We start from the raw sequence: 17,319 nt of genomic DNA on the forward strand, positions 1-17,319 counted from the left end.
GGCGAATGAATCCTTAAGTATCATTGGAAACAAATAGAAACAACCTGAACGGTCTGGATGACATGAATCGTGTTCTTGCTCGGCGTGTGTGGTCCTTCGCAGGGATGGCGGGTCTGGCTGGCCTGCTGGGTGGCTTGGCGGGTTGTGGCAGCGACGAAGAAGCTGGCGCCTCGACCGCCACAACCCAGGCAGTCGACACGGCCAGCACTGACCGTCGCCGCGCGCTGGCCGTGGTGCAGCCGAACCTGGCGCGCTGGTCGCCGGTGAAGACGCTGCCGCTGGTGCCGGTGTCGGCGGCGAACCTGCCGGACGGGCGCATCCTGATGTGGTCGGCGGAGGAAAAATTCAGCTTCGGCGGCTCAGGTCGCACCTACAGCCTGACCTTCGACCCGATCACCCAGGCGGTGTCCGAGCGGCTGGTCAACGAGACCGGCCACGACATGTTCTGCCCGGGCACGACCAACCTCGCCGATGGGCGCATCCTGGTCAATGGCGGGCTCGATTCCGCCAAGACCTCGCTCTACAACCCGGCCACCGGCGTCTGGACCACAGGCGCGCTGATGAACATCCCGCGTGGCTACCAGGCCAACACGCTGCTGCCGGACGGCGGCGTGCTGACGCTGGGCGGCTCGTGGAGCGGCGGGGTCGGCAACAAGCACGGGGAAGTCTGGACCGAAGCAGGGGGCTGGCGGCGCCTGAGTGGTGTGCCGATCGACTCCTTCCTGTCGCCCGATCCGTCGCGCAACTTCGGCGGCGACTCGCATTTCTGGCTGATCCCTGCCGGCAACGGCCGCGTCTTCCACGCCGGCCCGGGCGTCAACATGCACTGGATCGACGCCCGCGGCACCGGCGCGGTCACGCCCGCCGGCCGGCGTGGCGACGACGAGTTCAGCGTCAGCGGCAACACGGTGATGTACGACGCCGGCAAGGTGCTCAAGACCGGCGGCGCGCCGGCCTACGACAGCGCACAGGCCAATGCCAACAGCTACGTCATCGACCTGAACGGCGGCGTCGCGGTGCGCAAGCTGCAGCCGATGGCCTACCGGCGCGCCTTCCACAACAGCGTCGTGCTGCCGAACGGACAGGTGGTGATCATCGGCGGGCAGACCTTCGCGGTCGGCTTCTCGGACGCCAACGCGGTGCTCGCGCCGGAACTCTGGGATCCGGAGACGGAGACGTTCACGACGCTCCCGGCGATGTCCGTGCCGCGCAACTACCACAGCATCGCGCTGCTGCTGCCGGATGGCCGGGTGCTGTCGGCCGGCGGCGGGCTGTGCGGCGCCGGATGTGCCGCCAACCACCCGGATCTGCAGATCCTGAGTCCGCCGTACCTCTCCAACGCCGACGGCACGCCCGCCGTCCGCCCGGTCATCACCGCCGCCCCGACCGTCGCCGGCCATGGCCAGACCATCGAGGTGACGACCGACAGCGCGGTGACGGCCTTCGCGGTCGTGCGCCAGTCGTCGACCACGCACACCGTCAACAACGACCAGCGCCGCCTGCCGCTGGCCTTCCGGGCGCTGGGCGGCAACCGCTACGCCGTGGACCTGCCGACCAACGGCGGGCTGGCGCTGCCGGGGCAGTGGATGCTGTTCGCGCTGAACGCGGCCGGCACGCCCTCGGTCTCCACGCTGCTGCGCCTGACGCTCGACGGCAGTCCGCAGCTCGCGCCGGTCGCCGACCAGGCCTCCACCGTCGCCGGCCCGGTCGGCTTCACGCCGCAAGTCACCCTGCCGGCGGGCACGGTCGCCACCTGGCGCGCCACCGGCCTGCCCGCGGGCACCACCATCGACCCGGTCACCGGCCGCATCAGCGGCACGCCCACGGCGGCCGGCACCTTCCGCATCACGGTCTTCGTCAGCGCTGGCGGGCGCACCGTCTCGACCGACTTCGTCTGGAACATCAGCAACCCGGGCGCCACCCGCTATGTGCGGCTGGAGGCGCTGTCCGAGGTCAACGGCAATCCGTGGTCCTCGGCCGCCGAGATCGAGCTGCTCGGCACCGATGGCCGCCCGCTGCCCCGCACCGGCTGGACCGCCACCGCCGACAGCGCCGAGACCGCGGGCGAAAACGGCAGTGCCGCCAACGTGCTCGACGGCAACCCGGCGACGCTCTGGCACACCACCTGGAGTGCCTCCACCGCGCCGATGCCGCACTGGATCGTGCTCGACATGCAGCGCGCCGCCGAGGTCACCGGCCTGCGCTACCTGCCGCGCAGCAACATGCCCAACGGCACGGTCCGCCAGTACCGCGTCTTCCTCAGCGCCGACGGCGTCAACTGGGGCGCGCCGGTGGCCAGCGGCGACTTCACGCAGCTCGACCCGAATGCCACGGCCGAGAAGGTCATCCATTTCGACAACGTCGCCCGCGGACGGACCGCCAGCCAGTCCTCGCAGTTCGAGGCCGCCGTCGCCGCGCGTGCGGTCGACGGCAACACCGATGGCGCCTGGGCCGGCAACTCGGTCACCCACACGCAGTCCGAAGCCGGCGCCTGGTGGGAGGTCGACCTCGGCCGCGCCCACGACCTGCACGCCGTGCGGCTGTGGAACCGCACCGACTGCTGCGCCGACCGCCTGACGAACTTCCACGTCTTCGCCTCGGACACGCCGATGGCCGGGCGCACGCTGGCCGCGCTGCTGGCCGACACCACCGTCTGGCGCCGCAGCGTGGCCACCACCGCGCCGCGGGCGCTGCGGCTGGACGCACTGGGTGCGCGTGGCCGCTACGTGCGGGTGCAGCTGGCGGGCACGAACTTCCTGCAGCTCGCCGAGGTCGAGGTCCATGGCCGCCCGGCCGCCGACACGCCGCCGCCCGTGACGCTGCCGAGCCTGCAGCCGATGACGGTGGCGCCGGTGGCGGTAGGCGGCACGGTGCCGTGGACCGCCGCGCCCTCGGTCGCGGGCAGCTACACCTACCAGTGGGATTTCGGGGACGGCTCGCCCGCGACCGCCTGGTCCGCTTCGCCCAGCGCGAGCCGCGCCTACGCCGCCGCCGGTGTCTACACCGTCACCGTCACGCTGCGCACCACCGATGGCCGCACGACGACCCGCTCGTTCTGGCAGGTGGTGCAGGGCGCCACAGGGCAGGGCGGTCGGGCGACCGCCGCGGTGCTGGTCGAGAACCGCGCCGGCGCCACGCCGCGCCTGTGGAATGTCAACCCCGACCACGGCAGCGTCAGCGTCTTTGACCTGGCGATGAACACCCGCGTGGCGCTCATCCCGGTCGGTGCCCAGCCGCGCACGCTGGCGCTGGCGCCGGACGGCCGCATCTGGGTGGCCAACCAGGAAAGCGCTTCGCTGAGCATCGTCTCGCCGAGCACGCTGACTGTCGTGCAGACCGTGCTGCTGCCGCGGGCCTCGCAGCCCTACGGCGTGCTGGTCGCGGCCGATGGCACGGCGCTGGTCTCGCTGGAGGCCAGCGGACGGATCGCCCGGGTGTCGGCGGCTGGTGTGGTCGGCAACAGTGTCGATGTCGGGCCGAGCGTGCGCCATCTGGCGCTGAACGCCGCGGGCAACCGCCTGCTGGCGACCCGCTTCATCACGCCGCCGCTGCCCGGTGAAGGCACGGCCGTGGTGCAGACCAGCGCAGGTGGAGCGCCGAAGGGCGGCGAGCTGCTGGTGCTCGATCCGGTGACGCTGGCGCGCCAGTCCACCGTGGTGCTGCAGCACAGCGAGCGGCCGGACACGACCATCGGCGGACGTGGCATCCCGAACTACCTCGGCGCGCCGGTGATCGCACCCGATGGCCGCAGCGCCTGGGTGCCGTCCAAGCAGGACAACGTGCAGCGCGGCGCGCTGCGCAACGGGCAGGGGCTGACCTTCGAGACCACGGTGCGCGCCGTCAGCTCGGTGGTCGACCTTGGCACGCTGACCGAAGCCACCGCCGCGCGTGTCGACCACGACAACGCCGGCGTGGCCAGCGCGGCGGCCTTCCACCCGACGGGCGCGTTCCTGTTCGTCGCGCTGGAGGCCAGCCGGCACGTCGCGGTGGTCGATCCGGTCGGGCGGCGTGAGCTGTTCCGCCTGGACGTGGGCCGCGCGCCGCAAGGGGTGGCGGTGTCGGCCGATGGCTTCACGCTCTATGTCCACCACTTCATGGACCGCAGCATCGGCGTGCACGACCTGCGCCCGCTGCTGCAGCGTGGCGAGGCGTCGGCGCCGGTGCAGGCGACGCTGGCGGCCACGGCCAGCGAGGTGCTGCCGGCGGCGGTGCTGCGCGGCAAGCAGCTGTTCTACGACGCCCGCGACCCGCGGCTGGCGCGCGACGGCTACATGAGCTGCGCCGCCTGCCACCACGACGGCGGGCACGATGGCCGCACCTGGGACTTCACCGGCCAGGGCGAAGGCCTGCGCAACACCCTCAGCCTGCGCGGCCGGGCCGGCGGGCAGGGGCGGCTGCACTGGAGCGCCAACTTCGACGAGGTGCAGGACTTCGAGGGCCAGATCCGCAACCTGCAGCAAGGCACCGGCCTGATGACCGACGCCCAGTTCGCCACCGGCACACGCAGCCAGCCGCTGGGCGACGCCAAGGCTGGCGCGAGCGCGGACCTGGACGCGCTGGCGGCCTACGTCGCCTCGCTGTCCAGCCATGCGCCGACGCCGTACCGCCAGGCCGATGGTGCGCTCACGGTCGACGCGATCGCGGGTCGTGCCGTGTTCGCCGGCCAGTGCGCTAGCTGCCACAGCGGGGCGGACTTCACCGACAGCGCGCTGGGCGTGCTGCGCAATGTCGGCACGCTCAAGCCCGCCAGCGGCCAGCGCCTCGGCGCCACACTGCCCGGGCTGGACACGCCGACGCTGCGCGACGCCTGGGCCACGGCGCCGTATCTGCACGACGGCTCGGCCGCCACTGTCGAGGCTGCCGTGCAGGCCCACACCACGCTGTCGCCCGCGCTGACCGCAGCCGAGGTGGCGCAGGTGAGCGCCTACGTGCGCCAGATCGGCCGAGAGGAAACGGCCGCACCCGCCGTGACGGGGGCCGGATCGGGCTTGCGCGGCGAATACTTCGCCGGCACCGCGCTGGCCGGCACGCCGCTGCGCTCGACGACCGAAGCGGTCGACTTCAACTGGGACCGTGGCTCACCGGCGGCGGGCGTACCGGTCGACAACTTCTCGGTGCGCTGGAGCGGCTGGGTCGAGGCGCCAGCGACGGGAGGCATCGTGTTCCAGACCCGCTCGGATGACGGCGTGCGCGTGTGGGTGAACGGGGTCCAGGTCATCAACAACTGGTCCGACCACGGCGCGACCGATGACACCAGCGTGGCCATCTCCATGACCGCCGGGCAGCGACTGCGCATCGTCGTCGAATACTACGAACGCGGCGGCCGGGCGGTGATGGCGCTGCGCTGGCGCTTGCCCGGGACGACCGTGTTCACGCCCATCCCGGCCAACCGGCTGTATCTGCCATGAAGCGCAAAGGCGGCTTGCTGGCCGCGCTGGCGGTCCTGACGCTGGTGCTCGCGGAGCTGCGGTTCTGGCTGGTGCCGCCGGTCGAGCCGCCGGTCGCGGACGCACGGGGGGCGGCGCTGTGGCGGGGCGAGCAGCCGCTGGTCGGCCGCATCGCGGGCCACGACCGCGCGCTGCCATCCGAGGCGGCACGCTGCATCAACTGCCACGGCGCCGCGACCCCGCCGCGTGACACCACCCAGGCCGCCCCCTTGCTGACTGCGGGCCACTTGCGCGAGGCGGTGTCCCGGCGCGGGGGGCCGCCATCGCGTTTCGACGAGACCAGCTTCTGCACCTTGCTGCGCACCGGGCTGGACCCGGCCGCGGTGCTGCTGCCGCGCCACATGCCGCGCTACGAGATCGGCGATGCGGACTGCGCTGCGCTGTGGCGTCACCTGGTGTCCGCGTCGAGGTAATCCCATGCAATCCCTGACCTGCTCCGCGTCGAGACGCGATGTGCTGAAAGGCGTGGCCGCGCTGGCGCTGCTGCGCACGGCTGGCGGCGTGTCCGCACACGGCCTGCTCGGCCCGGTCACGCCAGCGCTGCCGCTGCCCGCGCTGGCGGTGACGCTGCACGATGGCCGGCGTCTGCCACTGGCCGCCGTGCTGCGGGGGCGGCTGACGGCGCTGCAGCTGATGTTCACCGGGTGCAGCTCGGTCTGTCCGGTGCAGGGCGCCGTGTTCGCCGAACTGCAGGGGCTGCTGCGCCGGGAGGCGGCCGGCCGCGCACCGATGCCGCAATTGCTGTCGATCAGCATCGACGCGCTCGGCGACGACGCGCCAGCGCTGGCCCGCTGGCGCGCGCAGTTTGGGGCAGACGCCGACTGGCGGGCCGGAGTGCCGGATCTGGCGGAGGTCGACCGGCTGCTGGACACGCTGCGTGGCCGCTCCACCGGGGTGGACCGCCACAGCGCCCAGGTCTTCATCGTGGACGGCGCCGGGCGGCTGGTCTACCGCTGTGCCGAGCTGGCTTCGGCCACGGCAGTGGCTCAGGTGCTGCGCCAGATCCGTGGTCCGTCGCGGAGTTAGTTTCGCTTACTTCAATTCGGGAAAAATTTCAGTAACCATTCAAGGCATACAAATGATAAAACGTATTTATCGTCACATTTAGTTCCAAATAATGGTCAACGTCCTGTGAATTTTTATATGAATTCTTGGCTAAAGTTTGCCAAGCAGGTGCGCCGTGTTACCACTTGCAGGTAGCCTTCTCGGAGCCGAAATGGCGGTCCGGTGGCTCGCGCACTGAGTCTGACGACTGAATTTCGGGGTTCTCCAGGGTGGAACAGTGCTGGCGCTGTTGCGCCGCGGCAAGAACCGCATGCACGCTCGCCCAACAAGAAAATCAAGGCTGGATATGTCCTCGTACACCGCTGGTGACCGCTGTTTCCTGGCTCGCCTGCACCGACTCGCCCAGCGGGCACCGATGCTTGCGTTTCTGGCCTTGCTGCTGTCGGGCAGTCTGTGGGCACCGGCCGCATCGGCGGCCTCGTTCAACTGGTCGTCCTCGTCCTGCATCAGCGCCACGCCGTGCACCCAGGTCGGCGGCATCACCCGCTTTTCCGGCGCGGTGACCGGGGCCAACCCGCGCGACATCCTGCTGGAGGTCATCTCCACCACCAACGGCGCCAGCGTCTACGAGGCCGCCACCGGCTCCGCCTCGGGCGGCACCTCGTACATCGATGGCAAGGTCGGCACCAACCTGACCGCGGGCGCGGTCTCGCAGGTGCGGTTCCGGCTGCGTTTCGTCAATCCCGGCACCACCACCGACAACCCGCTGCCCGGCCCCGTCTACTTCACCAGCCTGGACACCGATGGCATGCAGAACGCCGTCTCCGGCGGCTACCGCGAGCGCTTCGAGGTCATCACGCCCGGCGCCAGCGTCGTCACCGGGCCGCAGCTGGAGCCGACCGCTCCGCTGGAAGGTGGCGTGGCCTATTCGCCGGTGGTCTGTGCCAATGGCACGGATGTGGGCTGCAACGACAGCAACTACGGCGGCGTCGGCAACTATGTCTTCTATTCCCTGCTGAACACGACCCCCAATGTCGCGGCCATCGCGGTCTATTCCGGCCTGATCGGCAACATCGACTTCGCCTTCGGACTGGAGGTCGCGCCGGTCGGCCCGGGCTCGGTGCGCGAAGTCTTCCGCCAGTACGGCATCGCCGGGGGCGTGCCGGATGCGGACATGGTGCCCACGCCCATCACCTGCACCCCCGCCTCGGTCGGTGCCGGCACGCCGGCCACCTGCTCGCTGACCTGCACCAACAACGGCCCCGATGTCGCCATCGACCCGTCCTGCGACTTCACCGGCGCAGTGCCGGCCGGCGCGGTGCGCAGCGCCGGCTGCGGCCCGTTCACCGGCCTGCTCACCAGCGGCAGCAGCCGCGCCTGCAGCATCAGCTTCACGCCCACCACGGCGGGCACGCTCGCCCTGACCGGCGGCACGGGGGCTGTCAACGACACCAACGGCGGCGCGCTGCCAACGGCCGGCAACAACCCGAGCACGGGCAGCCTGGCCGTGACGGCGCCGACCACCTCGGACATGACGCCCGTGCTGGGCAATCTGCCGGCCCTGCTCAGCCCGGGTGTGCGCTACACCGGCCTGACACTGCGCTGCGCCAACGCGGCCGGGGGCGCTGATGCGCTGGCCGCCAGCTGCGTGCCCACGGCGTCCGCCGGGGTGGTCAGCGCGGTGAACTGTGTGCCGACCACGCCCGCGACCGTGGCCGCCGGTGCCAGCATCGCCTGCACCTTCGACTTCACCGCACCCGGCACCGCCGGCGGCAGCGACACGCCGGACACCACCGTCACCTTCACCGGCACGACCAGCGCCACCAACGAAAGCAATGCCGCCAACAACACGACCACGGCGGCGGTCGCACTGATCGACGCCCTCGACGAATCCACCACGACGCCGTACGGGACAGCCGCCTCCCTGGCCGTGCTGAGCAATGACACCCGTGGCACGGCCGCCGGCACCTTCAGCACCGTGACGCTGACCGTCCTCACGCCGGCCACGCCGGGCGCGATCTTCGACGTGTCGAGCGGCGTGTTCAGCACCAGCGCCACGACCCCGCCGGGCATCTACACGGTGGGCTACCAGCTCTGCGCCAACCCGGCGCTGACGCCGGCTGTCTGCGACACCGCCACTGCCACCATCGTGGTCGGCCCCGGTGCCGACATGGTGCCGACCTTCGGCGCACTGCCCCGGGTGGTCCATCCGGGCCAGCGCTACACCGGGCTGACCCTGAACTGCAGCAACGTCGCCGGCGGCACCAGCGCGGCGACGGCCCGCGGCACGCTCTGCCAGCCGCAAGCCAGCGTCGGCACGGTCAGCGACACCGTCTGCACGCCGCTGGTCGGCACCGATGTCGCCAGCGGCGCGGTCCTGTCCTGCACCTTCACCTACCAGGCCCCCGGCATCCAGGGCGGCACCGACGAGCCGACCACCGCCGTCACCTTCACCGGCACCACGGGCGCGGCCAATGACCTCAATGGCGGCGTGACCACGGGCGGCAACAACCAGACCACCAGCGCTGCTGTCGTCATCGACGCGCTCGACGACACCGCCACCCTGCCCGGAGGCCTGAGCGGCCAGACCAGCCCGCTCGATGCCAATGACCAGTTCCCGGTCGGCAGCGTCTTCAGCGCGCGTCCCAGCGGCACCTGCGCCAACAGCACGGTCGGCAGCACCGGACTGGCGACCTACGACGTGCCCGCCAGCGGCAGCTGCACCGTGGCCTACCAGGTCTGCGCCCCCGCGCCGGACACGAGCGCCTGCGACACCGCGACCCTCACCGTCACCGCCAGCAGCGCGGACATGGCCGCGAGCTTCAGCGGCCTGCCGACGACGCTGCGCCCCGGCCAGACGCTCACCGGCCTGGGCCTGAGCTGCACCAACATCGCCGCCACGGGCGCGGCCACAGCCGCCACCTGTGTGCCGACGGTCAGTGCGGGCACGGTGTCGGCCGTGGTCTGCAGTCCGGCCGCGGGTGGCGCGGTAGCGGCGGGGGCGGCCATTGCCTGCAGCTTCAGCTACACCGCGCCGGGTGTGCAGGGCGGGGCGGACGAGCCCACGCTGTCGGTGGTCTTCACCGGCACGACCGGCGCCACCAACGACAGCAATCCGGCCAACAACGTCGTGCAGGCCACCGCGGTGGTGGTCGATGCGGTCGACGACAGCGTCGGCCAGCCCGGCGGCACCACCGGCCGCACGACGCCGCTGAACCCGAACGACCAGTTCCCCACCGGCAGCACCTTCACCGGCACCGGCGGCAGCTGCGCCAACGCCAGCGTCAGCGCTGCCGGCGTGGCGACCTACGACGTGCCCGCCAGCGGCAGCTGCACGGTGACCTACCAGCTCTGCGCCCCGGCGCCTGAGCAGACGACCTGCGACCTCGCGACGCTGACCGTCACGGCCGGCGCCGCCGATCTGTCGCCGGTCTTCAGCGGCCTGCCGCGGGTCGTCGGCCCGGGTCAGCGCTACACCGGCCTCGCGCTGACCTGCACCAACACCGCTGGCGGCGCGGCGGCCACATCGCCGAGCTGCGTGCCCACGGTCTCGGCTGGCACGGTCGGTGATCTGCTCTGCACGCCCGCGCCTGGCGCCGAACTGCCGGCGGGCTCGGCGATCGCCTGTGCCTTCTCCTACACGGCACCTGGCGTGCGCGGCGGCGCCGACGAGCCGGTGACCGATGTCGTGTTCCGCGGCCAGACCGGCGCGCTCAACGACAGCAACGGCGGCACCAGCGCCAACGGCAACAACCTGACGCTCGCCTCGGCTGCGCTGGTCGACGCGCTGGACGACACCGACGCCCGACCGGCCGGCCTGACCGGCCAGACCACGAACGTCGCCGAGAACGACCAGTACCCCGCCGGCAGCGTCTTCACCCGCACCGGCGGCACCTGCGCCTTCGCCAGCATGGGCCCGACCGGACTGGCCACCTACGACATGCCGGCCAGCGGCGCCTGCACGGTGCTGTACCAGGTCTGCGCGCCTGCGCCGGACGCCGCGTCCTGCGACACTGCGACCCTCACCGTCACGGTCAACTCCTCCGACATGGTCCCGACCTTCTCGGGCCTGCCGACCGCGGTTCGCCCGGGCCAGACGCTGAACGGGCTGAGCCTGACCTGCCGCAACACGGCGGGTCTCGCCGCTGCCACGGGCGCGCTGTGCCAGCCGAGCGTGTCGGTCGGTGTCATCACCGACCTGCAGTGCACACCCCCCACCGGCGGTACCGTCGCCGATGGCGCGGCCATCGTCTGCTCCTTCGGCTACACGGCACCCGGCACTCCTGGCGGGGCGCGTGAACCGGCGGTGTCGGTGGTCTTCACCGGCACGACGGGCGCCAGCAACGACGGCAACGGCGGCTTGACCACCGGCGGCAACAACAGCGTCAGCAGCACGGCCGCCGTGATCGACGCCGTCAACGACGGCCCGGCCACGGTGCCAAGCGTCGGTGCCCGTGTGCCGCTCTACAGCAACGACACCCTGGGCGGCAGTCCCGTTGGTGCGGCCCAGGTCGTGCCGACGCTGGTCGACACCAGCAGCCTGATCGGTGCCAGCGTGGACCCCGCGACCGGCGAACTCGTCGTGCCGGCTGGTGCCATCCCCGGCACCTACACCCTGACGTACCAGCTCTGCGCGGCCGGCTCGGCCACGGTCTGTGACCAGGCGACGGTGCAGGTCACCGTGCAAGGGGCCGACATGGTGCCGAGCTTCAGCGGCCTGCCCACGGCCGCCTCGCCGGGCATCACCGTCACCGGCACGCTGACCTGCGCCAACAGCGGCCCCGGCGCCGCGGTCCAGGCGACCTGCTCGGCCACGGGCGCCACGGTCGGCGCCTGCACGGTCGGCGGCGTCGCGGTCACGCTGCCGGTGGCGAGTCTGCCTGTGGGCAGCGCCATCGTCTGCGCCATCACCGCCACGGCACCCGCCAATGGCCTCGTCACCCTGACCGGTCTGACTGGCGCCACCAACGACACCCAAGGTGGCACCGGCCCCGGTGGCAACAACAGCACCAGCGCCTCGCTGCCCGTGATCGACGCGGTCAACGACGGCCCGGCCACCGTGCCGGCGACGGGCAGCACGGTCGACCTGCTGGTGAACGACACCCTCGGCGGCTCCCCGGTCACGCCGGCGCAGCTGACGGTGACGCTGACCAGCCCGGGCGGCCTGACCGGCGCGACCCTCGACCCGCAAGGCCGCCTCACGGTGCCGGCCAACACGACCCCCGGCGCCTACACGCTGACCTACCAGATCTGCGTCAACCCGGCCAGCACCCCGGCCGCCTGCGACACGGCGACCGCCACCGTCAACGTGCTCGGCCAGCCGGACCTGCAGATCAGCAAGACCCACAGCCCGGCGGTCTTCACCGAACGCCACACCGGCACCTACACCATCGTGGCGCGCAACACCGGCGGCTTCGCGACCAGCCTGCCGTACACGGTGGTGGACACGCTGCCGGCCGGCATGACCGTCGCTGCGGTGCCCACCGGCAGCGGCTGGGACTGCAGCACCACCGTCATCGGCGCCTCCAGCGCCACCTGCGCCGCGTCGACGCCGATCGCGGCCGGCGCGGTGGCGGCGCCCATCACGCTGGTCGTGAACGTGGCCGCAGGCGCCTGCGCCACGCCGGATGCCAACGGGCTGTGCTCGGTGGCGGCTGGCACGGCGCTGGTGAACCACGTCCGCATCAGCGGCGGCGGCGAGTCCGGCGCCGGTGGCACGGCCGACAACAACACCGGCACCGACCCGACCCCGGTGCAGCAGGCCGGCGCCATCAGCGGCCGTGTCTGGGGCGACACCAACCACGACCGCGTGCAGTCTGGCAGCGAGTCGGGGGTGGCGAGCATGGCGGTCGAGGTGCTGGACGCTGACGGCACGGTCGTCGGCACCGCCACGACCGATGCGCTGGGCGACTACCGCATCGACGGACTGGTCCCGGGCACCGGCTTCGCCGTGCGCTTCCGCGATCCGGTCAGCGGCGCCTACTACGGCCGCCCGGTCTCCAACGACCCGGCCGGCGGCAACGATCCGACCGCCGCCAGCGGCACCGGCGTGGTGAGCAGCGGCACGATCCGCAACCTCAGCGTGCCGTCCGGCCAGCGCGCCCGCATCAACCAGAGCCTGCCGCTGGATCCGAGCGGCATCGTCTACGGCACCGATACCCGCACCCCCGTGGGCGGTGTCCGCGTCGACCTGCTGGACGCCACCGGCACCGCCGTGTCGGCGGCGTGCGTGGTCGGCGGGGCGAACAGCGTGGTCACCTCCGGCGCGGGCGCCTTGGCGGGGGGCTACAGCTTCCTGCTGAACAATCCGGTGCCCGCCGGCTGCCCGGGTGCGGCGGCCTACCAGCTGCGCATCACGCCGACGAGCGACTACGTCGTCAGCCGCACGCTGCCGGCCGAAGCGGGCACGCTGACGCCGCCGGTGGGCTGCAGCAACGGCGCGGCCGGCGGCATCTGCACCGTGCAGGCGCAGAACGCAGCGCCGACCGGCACCGAGCCCACCACCTGGTATGCCGCGCTGCGCCTGGATCCGGCCGCCGGCCCGGACGTGGTGAACAACCACATCCCGCTCGATCCGTCCGTGGTGCCGGCGCTGCTGGTCATCAAGACCGGCGACCGCGTCCAGGCGGAACTCGGTGACTCGGTGCGCTACACCGTGGTCATCAAGCGCTCGGACAGCGGACGCGCGCTGCTGCCGGCGCTGGAAGTGGTGGACACGCTGCCCGCCGGTTTCCGCTACATCGACGGCACGGCGCAGGTCAACGGTGTCAGCACCGCCGATCCGGTCGGCAAGCCCGGCCCGGCGCTGCGCTTCTCGCTCGGCGCGATGGCCTCGGGCAGCACGGTGACGCTGACCTACCGTGTCCGGCTCGGCGTCGGCGCGCTGCAGGGCACCGGCATCAACAGCGCGCAGGCCACCGGCACCCCCGGCGCCACCTGCGGCACGACGCCGGACGCGCTGTGCTCCAACGTCAGCCAGTTCCGCGTCCGGGTCACCGGGGGCGTGTTCGCGGCCGAGGCCTGCGTGACCGGCAAGGTCTTCGTCGACTGCAACAACAACCATGTGCAGGACGGCGAAGAGCTGGGCATCCCCGGGGTGCGCATGTACCTCACCGACGGCACCAGCTTGGTCAGCGACGTGGAAGGCAAGTACAGCGTCTGCGGTCTGGCACCGCGCACGCAGGTGCTGGTGGTCGACCAGACCACGCTGCCGCGCGGCAGCCGCCTGACCACGACGTCCAGCCGCAATGCCGGTGATGCGGGCAGCCTGTTCCTCGACCTGAAGAACGGCGAACTGCACCGGGCCGATGTGGTCGAGGGCAGCTGCTCGAACCGTGTGCTGGAGCAGGTCAAGGCCCGCCGCGCCCGTGGCGAGACGCAGGGCGTGGACACCGAAAAACGCGGTCAGGTGCTGCGCTTCGACGGCAAGCCGGTCGCCGCGCCGGCCCAGGCCACCGACAGCGCCCGCCAGCGCGGCGGCACGGTCAAGCCGCGCCAGACCGAGGCAGGTGCGCCATGAGCCGCCCTCCGCTGTCCCTTTCCTGGATCCCGAGTCCGCACCAGAGCCCCAAGACGATGCAAGTTCAGACTCTCCCGCGGCCCCTGGCCCTGCGCGCGGTCGCTGCGGCGGTGCTGCTGGTCGGGGCCGGTTCGGCCTTGGCGCAGCGCGCGGACCCGGCCGCTGCCACGACCCGCTACCAGCCGCTGTTCGCCCCGGTTGCCAGCACCACCGCCCCGGCCATCGTGCTCGATGGCCAGTACGCCGCCAATGCCCGTGTCGGGCAGCTCAAGGTCGAGGTGCGCGGGGCCGGTGCCACGGCCGATGGCGTCACGCCGGTCAGCATCACCGTGACGGTGCACGACCGCGACGGCGCATTGCTCCAGGAGCCCGTGCTCGTCACCATCGAGCACAGCGGCACCGCCCGCCTGCAGATGCAGGGCACGGCCACCGACGAGTTCGGCCCGAGCCGCAAGGACGCCGACCGCCGCGTGCCCGGTACCCAGTTGAAGGTGGTCGGCGGCACGGCGAGCTTCGAGCTGATCGCGCCCAGCCAGCCCGAGGACGTGCTGCTGCGCCTGACCGCGGGCGAGGCGGAGGTGTCCGGCCTGATCGGCTTCTCGCCCGACCTGCGCGAGATGATCGCCGCCGGCCTGGTCGAGGGCGTGATCGGCAGCACCCGCCGCCGCTACGACAACGCCATCGCCCCAGCCCGCGTCGACGACGGTTTCGAGGCCGAGTTGCGCCAGTGGAGCCGTGGGTTCGATAACGGCCGCGGCCAGGTGGCGGCACGGGCAGCGCTGTTCCTGAAGGGCAAGGTCTGCGGCGACATGCTGCTGACGATGGCCTACGACAGCGACAAGGACACCCGCGCGCGGCTGCTCAACGACATCAAGCCGGAGGAGTTCTACCCCATCTACGGCGATGCGAGCGTCAAGGGCTTCGAGGCGAAGAGTTCGTCCAAGCTGTTCGTGCGCCTCGACAAGGACCGCCATTTCCTGTTGTACGGCGACTTCTCGACTGGCGACGCCTACACCGCGTCGGCTGGCGGCGGCGTCGTGGCCGGCAACCGGATGCGCCAGCTCGGCGCCTACAACCGGGTGATGACCGGCGTGCGCGGCCACTGGGAAACGCCGACCGGCGTGGCCAACGCCTACGCCAGCCGTGACACATTGCGCCACGTCGTCGAGGAGGTCCAGGCCAACGGCACCAGCGGCCCCTTCGCCGTCAGCGGCACGCAGGCGCTGGAGAACAGCGAGCAGGTGCAGCTCGTCGTGCGCGACCGCAACAACCGCGACAGCGTGCTGTCGGTGACGACGCTGGTGCGGCTCAACGACTACAGCTTCGAGCCGTTCAGCGGCCGGATCCTGCTGACCCGCCCGGTACCGAGCCTGGACGCCGACGGCAACCCGGTCTCGCTGCGCATCCACTACGAGATCGACCAGGGCGGGGCGGCCTTCTGGCTGGCCGGCGCCGACGCGCAGGTCAACCTCGGCGATCGGCTCACCGTCGGCGGCAGCGCCGTCGAGGACCGCAACCCCAACGCCCGCTTCCGGCTCGCCAGCGTCAACGCCGGCGTCAAGTTGAGCGCGCAGACCAGCCTGATCGCCGAGCTGGCGTTCACGGACGCGGACCTCGCGGCGCTGCGCCCGACGCTGAGCGCGGCGGGCGAGACACCGCTGCCCGGTGGCGAGACGACGATCGGCCGCGCCGGCCGCATCGAACTGGCCCACCGCAGCGACACGCTCACCGCCAAGGTCTACGCCAGCCGCACTGGCGCCGGTTTTGCCAACACGGCGGCCGGCGTGCAGCCCGGCAGCCAGCAGGTCGGCGCATCGGCGGCCCTCAAGGCCACCGACACCGTGACCCTGAAGGCCGATGCCCAGCGCACCGACGACACCGGCAACGACGCCCGCCGCACCGGCCTGACCGTCGGCGCCGAGGTCGCGGTGACCCCGGCGCTGACGCTCGGCGGCGGCCTGCGCCGGATCGAGGAACGTGGCCGCATCAGCGGCGCGCTCGCCACGCTCGGCGCCAACCCGAGTGCGGGCAGCTACTTCACCCCCGGCTCGGAAGGCGGCTTCAGCGGCGCGGGCAGCAGCACGCTGTTCAACCTCAACAATGCGCTGGCCACCACCGGCGCCGCGCCGGGCACGGTGCCGGATCTGGAGGCGACCACCGCCTTCGTCACCGCGTCGTTCAAGGCCACCGACCGGCTCACGCTGCGCGCGCTGGCCGAGGCCGACGTGACCGGCGACGAGCGCCACCGCGTCGAACTCGGCGCCAGTTACCAGCTGGCCGAGCGGACGCGGCTGTACCTGCGCGGCGAGTCGCAGACCGGGCTGTCCTCGCAGTACGCGCTCGACAGCGCGGCGCACAGCAACGCCATCGCATTCGGCATCGACGGCAGCTACATGGAAGGCGGCAACGTCTTCAGCGAATACCGGCTGCGCGACGCCAGCGACGGCCGTGCCTCGCAGGTGGCGACCGGCGTGCGCAATGTCTGGCATGTCCGTGAAGGCCTGGCGCTGACCACCGGGCTGGAGCGGCTGAAGATCCTCGACGGCACCGGCCAGAACGCCACCGCCGCAGCCCTGGGGGCCGACTACACCGCCAGCGAATGGTGGAAGGCGTCGGGGCGGCTGGAGTGGCGTCGGCTGGACGCCGTGTCCACGAACGTGACGCAGGATTCGTGGCTGTCCACGCTGACGCTGGTGCGCAAGCTCGACCGCGACTGGACCGCGCTGGCCCGCAACTACTACCTCGCCACCGACAACCATGGCGCCCGCCCGGATGGCTGGCAGGACCGCTTCCAGATCGGCTTCGCCTACCGGCCGGTGGACCACAACCGGCTCGATGTGCTCGGCAAGTATGAATACAAGACCGAGGACAACATCAACGCCACCGACGAGGCGCGCCGCGTCCACGTCGGCGCGCTGCAGGCCAATCTGCACCCGAGCCGCGTCTGGTGGGCCTCGGGCCGGGTGGCGGCCAAGGACGTGCGCGAGCGCTTTCCGAGCACGCAGGGCGGTGGCGACGACCGCTACCAGGCGTGGCTGCTCGGCGGGCGCCTGGTCTATGACGTGACCGAACACTGGGATCTGGGCGTGCAGGCGACGGTGATGCGCGGCAAGGCCGACGGGCAGAACGGCGTGTCGCTGCAGAAGTCGCTCGGCGTCGAGGCCGGCTACCTCGTCAGCACCAACCTGTGGCTGTCGGCCGGCTACAACTGGGCGGGTTTCAGCGACCGCGACCTGTCGAGCGACTACACCGCCCGGGGCGTCTACCTGCGCCTGCGCTACAAGTTCGATGCCGATCTCTGGGCCGGCAACAACCCCGACATCAACCGCAGCCTGCCGCGGTGAACGC

The 17,319-nt window shown here is 71.8% G+C and carries 5 protein-coding genes; all 5 read left to right on the plus strand.

Annotated elements, in window-relative coordinates:
• Positions 1-62 precede the first annotated feature (62 nt).
• Complete coding sequence (locus tag U5O44_RS18475) at positions 63-5,408, plus strand: discoidin domain-containing protein (RefSeq protein WP_322589868.1); 5,346 nt, start codon at positions 63-65, stop codon at positions 5,406-5,408.
• Positions 5,405-5,860: a hypothetical protein gene (locus U5O44_RS18480; protein ID WP_322589869.1), complete on the plus strand. Its 456-nt coding sequence runs from the start codon at positions 5,405-5,407 to the stop codon at positions 5,858-5,860. The genes U5O44_RS18475 and U5O44_RS18480 overlap by 4 nt, the downstream gene beginning before the upstream one ends.
• A 4-nt stretch (positions 5,861-5,864) precedes the next feature.
• On the plus strand, positions 5,865-6,473 hold the full coding sequence (locus U5O44_RS18485; protein WP_322589870.1) for an SCO family protein: 609 nt from the start codon (positions 5,865-5,867) through the stop codon (positions 6,471-6,473).
• Between the two features lie 394 nt (positions 6,474-6,867).
• A complete protein-coding gene (locus U5O44_RS18490; protein ID WP_322589871.1) occupies positions 6,868-13,971 on the plus strand; it encodes an SdrD B-like domain-containing protein in 7,104 nt (2,367 codons plus the stop codon).
• The gene (locus tag U5O44_RS18495; protein ID WP_322589872.1) at positions 13,968-17,315 is read left to right on the plus strand and encodes a TonB-dependent receptor; all 3,348 of its coding nucleotides are present in this window, start codon (positions 13,968-13,970) and stop codon (positions 17,313-17,315) included. The genes U5O44_RS18490 and U5O44_RS18495 overlap by 4 nt, the downstream gene beginning before the upstream one ends.
• The last annotated feature ends 4 nt before the right edge of the window (positions 17,316-17,319 follow it).

The sequence above is a fragment of the Sphaerotilus sp. genome, assembly GCF_034519685.1.
Lineage (GTDB): Bacteria > Pseudomonadota > Gammaproteobacteria > Burkholderiales > Burkholderiaceae_C > Sphaerotilus.

Excerpts from the sequence above, each read along its gene's own strand:
- U5O44_RS18485 (WP_322589870.1), top strand. The coding sequence starts at position 5,865 with ATGCAATCCCTGACCTGCTCCGCGTCGAGACGCGATGTGCTGAAAGGC.
- U5O44_RS18495 (WP_322589872.1), top strand. The coding sequence starts at position 13,968 with ATGAGCCGCCCTCCGCTGTCCCTTTCCTGGATCCCGAGTCCGCACCAG.
- U5O44_RS18480 (WP_322589869.1), top strand. The coding sequence starts at position 5,405 with ATGAAGCGCAAAGGCGGCTTGCTGGCCGCGCTGGCGGTCCTGACGCTG.
- U5O44_RS18490 (WP_322589871.1), top strand. The coding sequence starts at position 6,868 with ATGCTTGCGTTTCTGGCCTTGCTGCTGTCGGGCAGTCTGTGGGCACCG.
- U5O44_RS18475 (WP_322589868.1), top strand. The coding sequence starts at position 63 with ATGAATCGTGTTCTTGCTCGGCGTGTGTGGTCCTTCGCAGGGATGGCG.